This window comes from Sinomicrobium pectinilyticum, from assembly GCF_003725735.1.
GTDB classification, from domain to species: Bacteria; Bacteroidota; Bacteroidia; order Flavobacteriales; family Flavobacteriaceae; genus Sinomicrobium; species Sinomicrobium pectinilyticum.
Genome location: NZ_RJTM01000119.1, coordinates 1 through 16,021, shown reverse-complemented (window position 1 = coordinate 16,021; position 16,021 = coordinate 1). Strand labels below are relative to the sequence as shown.

The following is a 16,021-nucleotide window of genomic DNA, read 5'->3' as shown; positions in this document are numbered from 1 at the left end:
CAGGCATATCGCTAAAACCTTAGGTGTAAGTTTTTACTTCATAAAATGCTTTGGCTTTTCATTTGTATATTTACGATAAAACAATTAGATTAATAGAAATAATACAAAACGCGTAATGATAGTAGGGTTAACAGGAGGCATCGGAAGTGGAAAATCTACCGTAGCTTCGATGTTTTCGGAATTGGGGGTTCCCGTATATATCGCAGATACCGAGGCAAAGAAACTGATGTATAACCCCGCGGTCCGTGCGAAAATAACGGAAGTTTTCGGAGAAAAAGCGTATACCGCTTCCGGTCCGGATAATGCATACATTGCCGGGATCGTATTTAAGGACAAGGAAAAACTGGCTATCCTGAACGGGATCATTCACCCGGAAGTAGGCAGGCATTTTAAAAAATGGAACGAGGCACAGAAGGGCCCTTATGTTATCAAAGAGGCGGCCATTCTTTTTGAAAGTGGTGCGTATAAAGACTGTGACATCATAATTATGGTCATGGCGCCCCGGGAAACCAGGATAGAAAGGGTCATGCGTCGCGACGGGGTGTCCCGGGAGGCTGTAAATAACAGGATTGAAAATCAATGGGATGATGATAAAAAAGCGGAGTTATCCGACTATATTATAACAAACACAGACATCGAAGAAACAAGGAAGCAGGTGCGGGAATTACACTCCCGTTTAATAAAAATCCGGGCTTCCCGTTAAATAAAGGATAATTTTGTTAAGGTTTGGTTAAAGCTAAGACAAACTGCACATTAAACCCTTAATTTTGCTTCAATGAGTAGGAAGTTATTTGTCCTTTTGGTTGCTTTGATGAGTTTATCCCTGATTGGTATCATTTTTGTGCAGGGATATTGGATAAAGACAGCAGTGGACGACAAGGAAGAGCAGTTTTCCAACAGTGTCATGCAGGTATTAAAGTCCGTATCGGACAAAATAGAGAGAAGGGAGATCGAGGATTACTCCAATAAATTCCTGCAACTCATAGACAGTATAGGGGAATTTAAAGAAGCGGAACTCAGGGAGATACTCTTTATTGATAAAGATGAGGAGAATAATGAAACATTTATTTATTCTCATGGTGTTTTAGAAGAAGATTACGGTATATCTTCTACGTTCTTTGATAGTGAATCGGATTCTATTCCCATAAAAAGCTTTAACAGTAAGCGAAGGACGATTATTGTTAAAGAAGGGGTAGACATCGATGGTAAAGTGACGTATACTCCCTCCGAGAGAATTGAAAAAATAGGAGGGATGTCCGCCATAGACAAAGCTCATTTCGAGACTTATTTCCGGCACTATGCAAAACGTAAGCCCATAAGAGAAAGGGTTTCCGATCAGGAAATACAATTATTGTTACAGCGGGAACTTTCCGAAGCAGGGATCGACCTGCATTTTGAATATGGAGTGTATGGCAATGGCCTGGCTACAAAAGTAAGGTCCAGGGATTTTGCCCTCAGTGAAAGTACCAGATATAAAGTGCCGATTTTTGTAGACGAAGAAGGGAAAACAGATTTTGACCTGCTCGTTACTTTTCCGCAGAAAAAGAAATTTCTGGTATCGAGTATAATGGGGATGGCCCTGCTGTCCATCATTTTTACGCTCATCATCGTTATAGCATATTCCGGTGCCATTCACCAGCTTATCCGCCAAAAACAGATATCCGAGATTAAAACGGATTTTATCAACAACATGACCCATGAGTTCAAAACCCCCATTGCAACTATAAACCTGGCCCTGGATGCTATTCAAAATCCAAAGGTACTGGAACACAGGGATAAAGTAAGACAGTATCTCCAGATGATCCGGGATGAGAACAAGCGGATGCACGCACAGGTGGAAAATGTATTGAGGATATCCAAACTGGAAAAAAACCAGTTGGAAATTGCCAAAGATGCCCTTGATATCCACGATATTATAGAAGAGGCCATAGCGCATGTATCTCTTATGATAGAAAACCGCGGGGGGTATGTGCATACGCATTTTGAGGCAGAACAAAGCGAAGTCCTGGCCAACGAGTTCCATTTTACCAATGTTTTGGTGAATATACTGGACAACGCCATTAAATATTCGCCGGAGTCACCTAAAATAGATGTATACACGGAAACCGTAAAAAATAATATCGTGATTAAAGTACAGGATCAGGGTATGGGAATGAGCAAGGCTGTACTGAAAAGAATATTTGAAAAGTTCTACCGGGAACACACCGGCAATATCCACAATGTAAAAGGGCACGGGCTCGGGCTTGCCTATGTAAAGAACATCGTGGAAGATCACCAGGGTGTGGTTTACGTAGAAAGTGAAAAAGATAAAGGAAGTACCTTTTTTATAAAGTTACCTTTAATATAAAAATTATGGAAGCAGTAAATAAAAAGATCTTATTGGTTGAAGATGATCCGAACTTCGGGATTGTTCTTAAAGATTATTTAGCGCTAAACAATTTTGATGTGGTTTTAGCAAAGAATGGTATGGAAGGTTTCGAGAAGTTCCGAAAGGAAAGCTTCGACCTTTGTATCCTGGATGTGATGATGCCTTATAAGGACGGATTCACGCTGGCAAAAGAGATTCGGGAAAAGAACGAACATATACCAATTATATTCCTTACCGCCAAGACAATGAAAGAAGATGTTCTTAAAGGATACAAGGCAGGTGCAGATGATTATCTGAATAAGCCCTTTGATTCTGAAGTACTCCTCTTTAAGATCAAGGCCATTCTGCAGAGAAAAGCCAATGCAGGTTCCGCAGACAGCAATCAGTTTGAGTTCCAGATAGGTAAATTCCACCTGAACTCCAAGCTGAGATTTCTGACATACGGAGATGAGGAGCCTATAAAACTTTCTCCGAAGGAAAACGAATTATTACGCCTTCTGGCATTGCATGAAAATGACCTGATGCCGAGAGAGCTTGCGCTTACCAAAATATGGAGAGATGATAATTACTTTACCTCCAGGAGTATGGACGTATATATCGCCAAGCTGCGCAAGTACCTGAAGAGAGATGAAGATGTGGAGATCTTGAATATTCACGGAGAAGGTTTCCGGTTGGTTATCAAAAGCGAAGCAGAGTAGATAGTATATATATTATCCGAACAACAACATTATTCACCCCGGGTGCAGTGGAGACTATCCCGCCAGAAAAAACTCCTCTGTGCCCGACTTTCTCTAGTCGTTTGCCAGGCAGTTCTGCCAGACAATATCTGTTACGGGAGGCGGGGCCGTGATGGTAATTTCTTCTTTTTTTACAGGATGAACAAAGGAAAGTCTCCTGGCATGTAAATGAATGCCCGCATCTTTATTACTGCGGTCAAATCCGTATTTCAGATCGCCTTTGATGGGACAGCCAATACCGGCAAGCTGGGCGCGTATCTGATGGTGTCTTCCGGTATGCAGATCTATTTCCAGCAGATAATAACGTTGTAATTTTTTCAATACCTTGTAGGTGAGTGATGCTTTTTTTGCGTCCCGGACCTCTCTGGTATGTGCGTACGACCTGTTCTGTTTCGGGTTTCGTACCAACCAGTGTTCCAGGGTGTCTTCCTGCCGGGGAGGCGGGTTCTGCACAACCGCCCAGTATGTTTTCCCCGCTTCTTTATCGGCGAACATCCTGTTAAGCCTGGGGAGGGCCTTTGAAGTTCGTGCAAATACTACAATACCACTGGTAGGCCTGTCCAGCCGGTGTACCACACCAAGGTAAACATTCCCGGGTTTTTGATATTTTTCTTTTAAATACTCTTTCACCACTTCACTGAGGGGCTTATCACCCGTTTTATCGCCCTGTACAATGTCCCCGGGACGTTTGTTGATTACGATCAGGTGATTATCCTCGTAAAGTACATTGAGGTTATTTTTATCGGAAAGTATTTTCATGGAAACCTGCGGATTGCGGACCATGACCTGTACTGCCTTGACAGATAGATTACGGTCCGTAAATCCTGAAAATTTAATATTGCTCGTTATCGCTTGGAAAGTCCCTGTCCTTCACGTCATCCACATATTGAGAGATGGCCTTGCTCATATCATCGTAAAGGTTCATGTAGCGCCGGAGAAACCTCGGGCTGAATTCGTAGGTCATTCCCAGCAGGTCATGGAGTACAAGTACCTGCCCGTCGACACCGTTTCCGGCTCCGATACCAATGACCGGGATGGACACACTTTCGGCAACTTCCCTGGCCAGTTTGGCAGGTATTTTTTCCAATACTATGGCAAAACATCCCGTTCTTTCCAGAAAAATGGCATCCTCTTTCAGCTTTTCCGCTTCTTCTTCCTCTTTGGCTCTCACCGTATAGGAACCGAATTTGTAAATGGATTGTGGTGTAAGCCCCAGGTGCCCCATTACCGGGATGCCTGCATTCAGTATACGTTTTATAGATTCCTTGATCTCTTTCCCGCCTTCCAGCTTTATGGCATGGGCACCGCTTTCCTTCATAATACGTATGGCAGAACGAAGCGCTTCTTTAGGATCGGACTGGTAGCTTCCGAAAGGAAGGTCTACCGTTACAAGAGCTCTCTTTACCCCCCGTATGACCGAGGAGGCATGATAGATCATCTGGTCGAGGGTAATGGGAAGCGTAGTTTCATGACCGGCCATGACATTGCTTGCGGAATCACCGACCAGGATAACATCTACTCCTGCGCTGTCCACGATCTTGGCCATGGAATAATCGTAGGCGGTGAGCATGCTTATTTTCTCACCGTTTTCTTTCATTTCAACCAGAGATTTTACCGTAATTCTCTTGTATTCTTTTTTTGCAACAGACATATGTTATTTATGTTTTGTAGTTTTCGGTCCTTTTATAACTGAGAAGTCAAAAGTTGTTGTAAAAGTACTAAATTGTACGCTTAAAAACATTATTCATGAGAGCGGTTTTATTTTTGGGGCTGATACTGAGCCTTGCAGGGCTCAATGCCCAACCCGTATCAGAAGAAAAGGCCATCAGGAATGCTGTCGAAGAATTCTTTGAGGCCTTTCATGCACAGGACTCGGCGGGATTGAAAAACATTGCAGGCCCGGAGTGTACTCTGAAGAGCATTTCAATGGTCAGGGAGGGACAGGTGATCGTAAAGACCCAGTCCTTCAACGATTTTATCCAGGCAGTGACAGCTCTGCCGGAAACAGCAGATTTCAGGGAAAAACTCCTGTCCTTTGAAATAAAGCACGACGGACTGATGGCTCATGTCTGGGCGCCTTATGAATTTTACTACGACCGCAAGCTGCATCATACCGGCATAAATTCCTTTGTCCTGTTCAGGAACGGGAAGGGGAAATGGAAGATCATCGGTATTACCGACACCAGGAAAAAAGAGATATCCGGATAGCGGTGTGATCCAACCGTCGCTTACTTCCCGTTACCAGGGTATTATTTTTTCATATCCGGTACCGGAATGCCCGACGGGAGTTAATTGGCTTTAACAACAATTCAGAATATATACTTTAGTACTGCTCCCGATTTAAGACTTTATTATGCGGAACTTTTTTCGTTTGTACATGAAACCATTGCTTTACGGTGTATTTTTATTTGCGATCATGTACCCGGGGTATGGTCAATACACCATACAAAATATCCCCAGTCCCAAGTTACAGGGACAGGATTACTTTGTGAGCAATCCGGACGGGGTGCTGAGTTTTTATGCGGCAGATTCCGTAAATGCAATTGCCGTGGAAATAGAAAGGCAGACCACTGCAGAGTTTGCCATAGTAGTTGTTGATGATTTTTCCGGCCAGGATGACTTTAATTTTGCGTTTGAGCTTTTCAATACATGGGAAATAGGAAAGAAGGAAAACGACAACGGACTTTTACTCTTTATTGCCAAAGACCGGAGAGTCTATCGCTTTATTACCGGCTATGGTATGGAGGGGATTTTGCCGGATGCCCTGCTCAGGCGTATAGGAGAACGCTACCTTGTTCCGCATTTCAAGGAACACGATTACGATGCAGGGGTACTGGAAGCTACCGGGGTTATACGGGATGTATTACTGTACCCGGATAAAGCGGAAGAGTTGCGGATGGAAATGCGGAAAGAATCTTTTTTCTACCGTAACAGAATGGTATTTGTGGATATTGCCTTTATATTTCTGGTTTTCCTGGCTTTAATGAAATGGACGGAGTATGTCATTGAAAAAAAGATATTAAAAGGAAAGAGACATGCCAAAGCCCGTTTGAACCTGACGAGTATAATGGGAGGTTGCGGTTGTATGACGGGCCTGTTTTTTGCAGGAGTGTTTATTACGCTGTTCATGGATTTGTCCCCCGGGTTTCTCTTCCGGATGGAAATGGTCCCATGGTACCTTATTATTACGGGAAGCATAGTTCTTACCATTAAATATTTTAACGGATCGAAGGTCATCGTCAAATCTTTCCGGGATGAAAAGAACCGTTTAAATGCCCTCGCCGAATATCATAAACGGATGTGGGTACCCCTGATATTTTCACCGGTAGCCCTGTTCAGTGTCCTGGGATATCAAAAGCGGAAAAGATCTATGGAGGAAAGATTCCTGCCACCTGACAACTCCGGTAACTGGGACCGCCTGGACCGTGATGAATTAAAGAAAAAGACAGAACTGCTCGACGAGGGGCAGCTAAAGGAAGAGTGGGCACTGTCCCGAAGCTACGAAATATGGAAGCACAAGATTTCCGGAGATATTAAAGTAATAGGCTGGGACGGGATTAAAGCTAAGGACTATTCCGCTTGCCCCTCCTGTCATTACCATACATTTAAACAACCGCATACCAAGACCATTAGAGCTGCTACCTACCAGGCAAGCGGAAAAGGAGAGCGTATCAGGGAATGTGTATATTGCGGGAATACTATTTCGCTGGGTACTGTGGTCATACCCAGGAAACAACGAAGTTCTTCTTCCTCATCTTCCGGTGGCGGGGGATATTCCGGAGGGAGCAGCAGTGGCAGCTTCGGGGGTGGCAGCAGCGGGGGAGGTGGTGCCGGAGGAAGTTGGTAAGCCTTTCTTTAGCAATCCGACAGGAAAACACCCACGGCCAGTCCGCCTTCCGAAGTTTCCTTGTATTTGGAATTCATGTCTTTTGCGGTTTCCCACATCGTGTTCACCACTTTGTCCAACGGAACTTTAGCATTCTTCGGATCAGTATCCATAGCCAGTTCTGCTGCGTTTATCGCCTTGATAGCCCCCATGGCATTGCGTTCAATACAAGGCACCTGTACGAGTCCGCCAATAGGATCGCAGGTGAGTCCGAGATGATGTTCCATTGCAATTTCGGCGGCCATAAGAACCTGTTCCGTAGATCCTCCGGACAATGCCGTAAGCCCGGCAGCAGCCATGGCGGAAGAAACACCTATTTCGGCCTGGCAACCTCCCATGGCAGCAGATATGGTAGCCCCTTTTTTGAAGATGCTTCCTATTTCCCCTGCCACAAGTAAAAAGCGTTTGATGTGCTCAAAACCGGCATCGTGATTTTCGATGACCATATAATACATGAGTACAGCCGGGATTACCCCGGCACTTCCGTTAGTCGGGGCGGTGACCACCCTGCCCAATGAAGCATTTACCTCGTTGACGCTTAAAGCAAAACAACTTACCCATTTGAGTATCTGCCGGAATTTTACTTCGGTCTTCCGTATGGTTTCCAGCCATTCCCACGGCGTACTGTAGGGGAGGTCCCCCTTGAGTTTCTGATAGGAATCATACGCCCGCCTCCTTACCTGTAAACCTCCGGGAAGGGTGCCTTCGGTATGACAACCGATATACATACATTCGAGCATGGTATCCCATACGCGTTGTAATTCCCTGTCAATCTCTTCATCTGTTCGGAGTGACCTTTCATTCTCAAGTACTATTTCCCAGATTGTTTTATTTTCCCGTTGACAGTATTCCTGGAGTTGTGCCGCGTTTTCCACCTGGTAGGGGAAACGGTTGAATGCTTTCAGGTTTTCTCTGGCCGAGACCCTTTCTTCCCGAACAACAAAACCACCCCCTATGGAGTAGTATGTTTCCGAATAGGTTTCTCCTTCGGCGGAAACCGCGGTAAACCGTATACCATTGGCATGGAAAGGCAGAAATTCCCTGTTGAAAACAATATCCCTGTTTACATCAAAGTCAACTGCATACGTATTGCCGAATATGATCTCTTTCTTTTCCCTGACCCGGTTTACGACTTCCGGGATTTCTTCCACCGGGATGTACTCCGGATCTTTTCCGGAAAGTCCCAGTATAACGGCAAAATCTGTCGCATGCCCTTTTCCGGTGAGGGATAAAGAACCGTAAAGATCGGCCCTCACGGAGACAATATTATCGAAACAGCCATCTTCCTTAAGTTCCGATATCCATCTTTCCGCCGCCCTCCAGGGGCCGAGGGTATGAGAACTGGATGGGCCTATGCCTATCTTGAGCATGTCAAAAACACTGATACACTCCATGTATATTCGCGGTCTTAAAAAATCCGTCTTAGTGCCCGTAGAGAGTTTTCCCTTTGTACCGGACAGGAGACGGAAATAAGTGTTATAAAATACAATTAACCGATCTGTTCGTGTTAAATTACAAACAGTTATCACGAAGCAAATATAAACGAATAGTTGTGAATCCCTAACAGGGAAAGACAGTTTTCCGGGTATATGAGAAGAAACCGGAAACGCGCGAAAATACATTTCCCCGGCTTGGCTTTTTTACTGAAAAACAGTCTCCCGTCTACAGTGTTCATACAAACTGACGGCAGGGACTATGAAGGCCGGAACCCTTTGTTTTTGCGGTTTTTCGGTCAAAATGACAGGAATATCTTCAATATGGCAGTAAAAGACAGGCCTTATTTTTTTGGCACAATCATTGACCTAGGATAGCAAACGAGTAAAAATACCAAGTAAAAAATAAGAACACACTATTATGAGTAAAATTATTGGAATCGACTTAGGTACTACCAACTCCTGCGTTTCCGTAATGGAAGGTAACGAGCCGGTAGTGATACCTAATGCTGAAGGAAAGAGAACAACGCCTTCTGTCATCGCATTCGTTGAAGGAGGAGAGATCAAGGTAGGTGACCCTGCAAAACGCCAGGCTGTGACAAACCCGCATAAAACCATTTATTCTATAAAACGTTTTATGGGGAACAAGTATTCGGAGTCTGCAAAAGAAGCAGGCAGGGTTCCTTACAAGGTAGTTAAAGGAGATAACGATACCCCGCGTGTGGATATAGAAGGAAGGCTTTACACTCCCCAGGAGTTGTCTGCAATGATACTTCAGAAAATGAAGAAGACTGCAGAGGACTATCTCGGGCAGGAAGTAACGGAGGCGGTGATTACCGTTCCCGCGTATTTTAACGACTCTCAACGCCAGGCTACCAAAGAGGCCGGGGAGATTGCCGGGTTAAAAGTACAACGTATTATCAACGAACCTACGGCGGCTGCTCTGGCTTATGGACTGGACAAGTCTAACAAAGATCAGAAAATTGCCGTATATGACCTTGGTGGCGGTACGTTCGATATTTCGGTACTCGAACTGGGAGACGGTGTTTTTGAAGTACTTTCCACTAACGGGGACACCCATCTTGGAGGGGATGATTTTGACGAAGTCATTATAGACTGGCTTGCGGATGAGTTTAACAAGGAAGAGAGCGTAGACCTTCGTAAGGACCCTATGGCATTACAACGTCTGAAAGAAGCTGCCGAAAAGGCCAAGATCGAATTGTCTTCCTCTACGCAGACCGAGATAAACCTGCCCTATATAACCGCTACGGCTTCCGGACCCAAGCACCTTGTGAAAACATTGACCAGGTCCAAGTTCGAGCAACTGGCGGATGAACTGGTGAGGCGCTCTATGCTTCCCTGTGAAAAAGCCCTTAAAGATGCCGGACTCTCCAAATCGGATATCGATGAAGTGATCCTGGTAGGTGGTTCTACCCGTATCCCAAAGATACAGGAAGAAGTAGAGAAATTCTTTGGTAAAAAACCGTCCAAAGGGGTTAACCCGGACGAAGTAGTTGCCATCGGTGCCGCTATTCAGGGCGGTGTACTTACCGGAGACGTAAAAGACGTACTGTTACTGGATGTAACACCGTTGTCCCTCGGAATAGAAACTATGGGAGGAGTGATGACCAAGCTTATAGAGTCGAATACCACTATTCCTACCAAAAAATCACAGGTATTCTCCACGGCTGCGGATAACCAGCCTTCGGTAGAGATCCATGTACTGCAGGGAGAAAGGCCCATGGCAAATGATAACAAAACCATAGGACGTTTCCACCTGGACGGCATTCCGCCGGCCCCGAGAGGTACTCCTCAGATAGAGGTGACTTTTGATATCGATGCTAATGGTATTATCAAAGTTTCTGCTACGGATAAGGCAACAGGTAAATCACAGGATATCCGTATCGAGGCTTCCTCAGGACTTACCGAAGAAGAGATCGAAAAAATGAAGAAAGAAGCGGAGGCCAATGCCGAAGCGGATAAAGCAGCTAAAGAAAAGGTAGATAAGCTCAACGAAGCCGATGCCATGATCTTCCAGACTGAGAAACAACTGAAAGAATTCGGGGATAAATTGTCAGCAGACAAGAAAAAACCGATAGAAGATGGGCTGGAAGAATTGAAAAAAGCTTATGAAAGCAAGGATGTCGCTGTTATTGAGCCTGCACTTGCCAAGATAAACGAAGCCTGGAAAACTGCCAGTGAAGAAATGTACAAAGCACAGGCAGAAGCACAACAAAACGGTGCTCCGGGTGGAGACGCCAATGCAGATGCGGCTTCCGGTGAAGGAGGTAAGCAGCAGGGTGATGATGTACAGGACGTAGACTTCGAAGAAGTGAAATAAGGTTTATATAAACTTTGTATATGATAAAAAAGCTGTCCGGAATTTTCCGGACAGCTTTTTGTTTTTAGGATACTAACTTTCTCATGCACAAAACCTGATAATTGAGTTTTGCAACGTGTAACCCGATTCAGGGATGTGCATTGCGCAATCGTGGAGCACCATCCCGTATCTCTGCACCGGCAATGCTTTCAAATAACCTGAAATTTTCGTGAAATTTACCGACAAGCTTGTCTGCCATTTTATAAAAGGCCGTATCGTCGTTCCAGGTTTGGCGCGGACTGAGTACCTTATCCGGAACTCCGGGACAGCTTTCGGGGATTAAGCTGTTAAAAACACTGTGTACCCGGTAATTCACCTTATCCAGATCTCCGGATAATGCCGCGTCTATCATTGCCCTTGTGTACTTTAGTTTGATCCTTGATCCTACACCATAAGGTCCCCCGGTCCACCCGGTATTTACCAGCCACACCCTGGTTTGGTGTTTTTCCATTTTTTCTCCGAGCAACTTTGCATATTCCGCAGGATGTAAAGGCATAAAAGGCGCTCCGAAACACGCGGAGAACGCAGGAGTGGGTTCTGTAATGCCCTCTTCGGTTCCGGCCACTTTGGAGGTATACCCGGAAATAAAGTGGTACATGGCCTGAGATTTTGAGAGCTTCTGGATAGGAGGGATAACTCCGAAAGCATCACAGGTCAGGAAGAATATATTCTTCGGGATCGTACCCTTAGAGGGAACCCGTACATTTTTGATATGTGTTATAGGATAGGAGACCCGGGTGTTTTCGGTAATGGAAATATTGTCATAGTCCACTTTGCGGCTATCCGAAAAAAAGGCAGTGTTTTCCAGGATGGCGCCAAACTTGACAGCATTGAAAATATCCGGTTCTTTTTCCTCGGTAAGTCCGATGGTTTTGGCATAACACCCTCCTTCGAAATTAAAAACATTATCGGTACTCCATCCGTGTTCATCGTCCCCGATCAGGTTTCTTTTCGGATCTGCCGACAGCGTGGTTTTCCCGGTTCCGGAAAGCCCGAAAAAGATGGCCGTATCTTCCGGCCCCATTCCTGTATTTGCGGAACAATGCATAGGGAGTACACCGTGCTGTACCGGGAGTAAAAAATTAAGGACGGAAAATATTCCCTTTTTCATTTCGCCGGAATATCCTGTTCCACCGATGAGAATGATCTTTTTCCCGAAATTTATTATCGAAAAATTTTCCTGACGGGTTCCGTCCGTTTCGGGATCAGCTTTAAATTCGGGACAACAGAGGATGGTAAATTCCGGTTCGAATGTTTCCAGTTCCTCTTGTCCGGGTTGTATAAACATATTATGGCAAAACATGTTATGCCAGATTACGGTATTAATAACACGTACATTCATCCGGTAGCGGGTGTCTGCTCCGGCGTAAACATCCCTGACATATACTTCCTTGTCTTCCAGGTATTGCAGCATTTTTTGATGTAAAAGGTCAAATTTGTCTGCCGTATAAGGAATATTGATGTCTCCCCACCATACCTTGTTTTCCGTTACCTTGCCTTTAACGATGTAACGATCCTTCGGAGAACGGCCTGTAAAACCCCCGGTAGTACACATCAGTGCTCCGGTATCAGTTAGCCGGCCTTCCCCGTTTTGAAGCGATCTTTCCACCAGCTCGGCAACGGGGAGGTTCCAGTGGGCTTGTTTGACTTTAGGAAAATTCTTTTCTTCCGTAGAAAATCTGGTACGTCTCATAGATATGTGTATTTAGTAGTGTTGAATGATCTGTATTAAGTTTAACGGGTATCAAAGGGGTAAATGGAGAAACGCTTTCAGTTCTTCCGGGAAAGGTGTGGCATGTATATTCCATATTACCGGAAGGATAAAATAAGTAGCCAGGGTAATAAGAATAATAGAAATAATATTAAGCGTTAATCCGGTTTTTATCATATCGGGTATTCGCAGGTGTCCGGAACCAAATACAATGGCATTGGGAGGCGTTGCTACAGGTAGCATAAAAGCACAGGAAGCGGCCAGGGTAACGGCTGTCATGATCAAAAAAGGGTGCAAATCCAGGGATAAGGCCATAGGGGCGAGGACAGGCAAGAGCATGGCTGTGGTGGCCATATTGGAAGTAACTTCGGTAAGAAAGTTAACGGCAGCTACGAGTAAAAGAAGCAGTATCCAGAATGGCATATTATCAAATTCTGTCATCCGCTGGGCGATCCAGTTGGCCAGTCCTGTTTGTGAAAACCCTTCTGCGAGGGCCATTCCCCCGCCGAAGAGCAGGATAATGCCCCAAGGCAAATTTACAGCTTCATTCCAAGAGATGAGACTGCGTTTTTCGGATTTTGCCGGGATCAAAAATAAAGTGATCCCGGCTGTCATAGCGATAATGGTATCATCTACTCCGGGTATTAACTTCTGTATCAGCGCCCGAGAAATCCACGCCAATGCGGTGATGACAAATACGCCCAGCACGGCTTTTTCTTCGTATGTTATTTTACCTAGGGCCCGCTTCATGGTCTGTATTTCTTCTTTTCCCCCGGGAAATGAGACCGCCCGGAAATCGTAGGCATAACGGGTAAGATATTTCCAGCATATGACCAGTAATAACAAGGCGATAGGAAAACCGAACTTTGCCCATTCGAAAAATCCGAGTCTGACACCGTATATTTTTTCCAATATACCTGCGAGCACGAGGTTAGGAGGAGTACCTATAAGGGTGGCAATTCCCCCTATGGAACAGCTATATGCTATACCCAGCATGAGTGCCTTTCCGAAACCGGAGGAATTACCGGGGCTGCGTTTTTGAAACTGATCAATAATGGCCATTCCTATAGGCAGCATCATCACACACGTAGCTGTGTTGGATATCCACATGGATAAGAAGGCGCTGGCAACCATAAATCCGAGGATGATGTGTGTTACCCTGGTACCTATAAATGCGATAATACTCAAAGCGATACGCTGATGCAGTTTCCATCGTTCAATAGCGATGGCCAGTATAAAACCACCCATATACAGAAAAATGTATTTATGCCCGAAGGAAGCGGTGGTGACCTCTATGGACAGGGCTCCCGTAAGCGGAAACAAAATAATAGGCAGGAGGGCCGTGACAGCGATAGGAACCGCTTCCGTAACCCACCACAGAGCCATCCATACGGTGATGCAGAGCACCTGATAGGCTTCCACGGGCATGGATTCCGGTTTTCCTATAATTTCAAGGAACAGGAATAGCAAAGGCCCTGACATCCGGAAAAGATATTTTTTCCCGGCCATACGGGATGTACCGAATATTTTCATTTTCAATAGCTTTTTTATGGATAACCCGATATTATCGTGGTCGCTTTTAAGTTATAAAAAGTTATCAGGTTAATGTTTAGTACACGACAAAACTGATTTTCCAGGAAACACAAGGTTAAAACAATTTTTGTCATGCACTAAAAGGTTAGTAGATTATTAAATCATTGGCTTTGTGTGTATTGTGTAACTAATAAATAACTAAAGATCAATTTGCTTGTCAAAATCTATTGAGGGGCTAAAAGACTAATTGCAACAAAAGTTCTCCTCGGAATTCATTGACACCGGCCTCGTAGTCAATCCTGGAGAAACTGGTCTGTAGTTTAAAAGCGTTATTTTTAAAGTATTTGGAGAAACCTAAGGTATAGGCTTTGGTGTCCTGCAAAATGGAATTGCTATAATCGTCGAACTCCGGAATTAACTGTGTATAACGAAGGTCAACGGAATATCCTGTTAAGGTAGCATATCCCAGTTGAGTGTTCCATGCGTCTCCGATAACGAGGTAAGAGCTTATTTGCTGTGGCGCCAGTGGCAGGCTGGCTGCCTCATTTATGAAAGTTTGATCCAGTCCTGTAGCCGAGGTATTTACATATTCTCCAAGCAGGGAAAAACCCTGGTATTTCAATAACAGGTCGGTGTATATTTTTCTGTAGTCGGGGAGTTGGGCTTCACCATCTTCATTATAAATAATAAAATCGCCATGTCCTTCTCCTATGGCATTGCTGGCCCCGTCATTATAGCTTGCGGCTGCACCTATTACCATTTTTAAGGAAGATTCGTGCTGTAGATCGGCGGTCATTCCTTTGTTTCCTTCACTAAAGTATCCCAGGGGATAAATATCCAGGCGCCCCCCGTATTTTAATCCGCCTTTGTCCGCGTCCCTGGAGTCGCTTCCGAATGAATTTCGTCCGTCTCCCGAGGTTACGGCCAGTTGCGGGACGAAGCCCGCGTTCTTCCATTCGAAGTTCCCTTCAAGGTATAGTCCGAATTCCCGCCCGGTATCACTGAACATACGGCTTACCATACTCCGGTCCGCGAATTGCAGAACGTCTTCGTTATAGGTCATTTCCCTGCTGTTGGTAAACGTACGTTTTTGCCCGACAGTGATGGAAATGGCGGAAGTAGGATGATAGGCTACCCAGGCATCCAGAAGAGGTTTGTCCAGACTGAAGTCGGTTTGAATAAAAAAGCTCACTTTCTCTTTCAAGGCTTTTCCGGAAATATTGAAATAGGACCTTTTGGAACGAAACCTGCTGTTTCCCTTCTGGTCTTCGGTTTTTGAATATGTATAGGACGGTTGTATAAAACCTCCGATTTTAAATTGGTAATCCCCGTCTTCAAAGGAAAACTGCAGTCCTTTGCCCAACTCAAAATCCGCTTTGTTGGTGTTTATTTTTTCTTCCTGTGCCAGTACGAACTGTACTGAGAGAAAAAGGGCTACGTATACGAATATTTTTTTCATGACATGTAGTGTTGGGCCGTTATAATTTGCTGTTGTTGTTATACCTGTAAACCGGTAATTCCTGTCCTTTCCCTGTCGGCAATATTTCAAAGGAAACAAAGCTGTTGGACGCTTCGGGTTCCAGGGTTTCGATAGCCAGGCCTATATTTTTCTGATCGGTATAAATAATATGACTGCCCCTGGGAAAGTTCATCGTCTTTTCCGTTAACCGGGTGTGTACCGTTTGCCGGTGTGTTCCCTCGTATTTTTGGGCCGTCCTGTAGTAGTCCGTTATTTCATATGCTTGCACTGGAAGAGTAGTTTCTTTACCGAGTGTTGTTATTTTTAATCCGAGTATCTGTAGTTTTTTAATCAATTCTGTTTGTGAAGGGAGCAGGATGTAGGCCTTTGGCAAGGGACGTGAAAGTACGGGAGAAGAGTGCAGGGCATCTCTTAGTATTACGGTCTCGTCTACCTGTTTATGCGTGTGTAGATCAATAAAGGCCAGGGGTTTTCGTGAAACTTTTCTCCTTGA

12 protein-coding genes and 1 pseudogene are annotated in these 16,021 nt (G+C 44.8%); 6 read left to right on the top strand and 7 right to left on the bottom strand.

Annotation, left to right across the window (positions count from 1 at the left end; translation table 11 throughout):
* Positions 1 to 115 precede the first annotated feature (115 nt).
* The 3 genes from coaE (at position 116) to ED312_RS17855 (ending at position 3,066) form a co-directional block, all read left to right on the top strand.
* Complete coding sequence (gene coaE / locus ED312_RS17865; RefSeq protein WP_123217393.1) at positions 116 to 703, top strand: dephospho-CoA kinase; 588 nt, start codon at positions 116 to 118, stop codon at positions 701 to 703.
* 72 nt (positions 704 to 775) lie between these two features.
* The gene (locus ED312_RS17860) at positions 776 to 2,347 is read left to right on the top strand and encodes a sensor histidine kinase (protein ID WP_123217392.1); all 1,572 of its coding nucleotides are present in this window, start codon (positions 776 to 778) and stop codon (positions 2,345 to 2,347) included.
* A 5-nt stretch (positions 2,348 to 2,352) separates the two neighbouring features.
* A complete protein-coding gene (locus ED312_RS17855) occupies positions 2,353 to 3,066 on the top strand; it encodes a response regulator transcription factor (protein ID WP_123217391.1) in 714 nt (237 codons plus the stop codon).
* 93 nt (positions 3,067 to 3,159) lie between these two features.
* Here the strand turns inward: ED312_RS17855 and ED312_RS17850 are convergent, their stop codons facing one another.
* A complete protein-coding gene (locus ED312_RS17850; protein ID WP_123217403.1) occupies positions 3,160 to 3,864 on the bottom strand; it encodes an RluA family pseudouridine synthase in 705 nt (234 codons plus the stop codon).
* 73 nt (positions 3,865 to 3,937) lie between these two features.
* Positions 3,938 to 4,756: a 3-methyl-2-oxobutanoate hydroxymethyltransferase gene (gene panB, locus ED312_RS17845; protein WP_123217390.1), complete on the bottom strand. Its 819-nt coding sequence runs from the start codon at positions 4,754 to 4,756 to the stop codon at positions 3,938 to 3,940.
* A gap of 95 nt (positions 4,757 to 4,851) precedes the next feature.
* On the opposite strand from panB, the gene ED312_RS17840 reads away from it, so the two are divergent.
* Positions 4,852 to 5,313 (top strand): Cif family virulence factor, encoded by a 462-nt coding sequence (locus tag ED312_RS17840; protein WP_123217389.1) that lies wholly within the window; start codon positions 4,852 to 4,854, stop codon positions 5,311 to 5,313.
* 169 nt (positions 5,314 to 5,482) lie between these two features.
* Positions 5,483 to 6,952, top strand: coding sequence for a TPM domain-containing protein (locus tag ED312_RS17835; RefSeq protein ID WP_170164554.1), 1,470 nt, complete (start codon positions 5,483 to 5,485; stop codon positions 6,950 to 6,952).
* An 8-nt stretch (positions 6,953 to 6,960) separates the two neighbouring features.
* Here ED312_RS17835 and ED312_RS17830 read toward each other — a convergent pair whose 3' ends face one another.
* Entirely contained in the window at positions 6,961 to 8,385 is a 1,425-nt protein-coding gene (locus tag ED312_RS17830) for an L-serine ammonia-lyase (protein WP_123217387.1), read from the bottom strand.
* 460 nt (positions 8,386 to 8,845) lie between these two features.
* Here ED312_RS17830 and dnaK point away from each other — a divergent pair, with 460 nt between their 5' ends.
* Complete coding sequence (gene dnaK / locus ED312_RS17820; protein ID WP_123217385.1) at positions 8,846 to 10,765, top strand: molecular chaperone DnaK; 1,920 nt, start codon at positions 8,846 to 8,848, stop codon at positions 10,763 to 10,765.
* A 127-nt stretch (positions 10,766 to 10,892) separates the two neighbouring features.
* Here the strand turns inward: dnaK and pckA are convergent, their stop codons facing one another.
* The 4 genes and pseudogenes from pckA to ED312_RS23850 all read right to left on the bottom strand — a co-directional run.
* Positions 10,893 to 12,497: a phosphoenolpyruvate carboxykinase (ATP) gene (gene pckA, locus ED312_RS17815; RefSeq protein WP_123217384.1), complete on the bottom strand. Its 1,605-nt coding sequence runs from the start codon at positions 12,495 to 12,497 to the stop codon at positions 10,893 to 10,895.
* Positions 12,498 to 12,548: 51 nt separating this feature from the next.
* Positions 12,549 to 14,048 (bottom strand): SLC13 family permease, encoded by a 1,500-nt coding sequence (locus ED312_RS17810; protein ID WP_240643134.1) that lies wholly within the window; start codon positions 14,046 to 14,048, stop codon positions 12,549 to 12,551.
* 235 nt (positions 14,049 to 14,283) lie between these two features.
* Entirely contained in the window at positions 14,284 to 15,507 is a 1,224-nt protein-coding gene (locus ED312_RS17805; RefSeq protein WP_123217383.1) for a porin family protein, read from the bottom strand.
* Between the two features lie 19 nt (positions 15,508 to 15,526).
* A pseudogene (locus ED312_RS23850) lies at positions 15,527 to 16,021 on the bottom strand (peptidase); the annotation flags it as partial.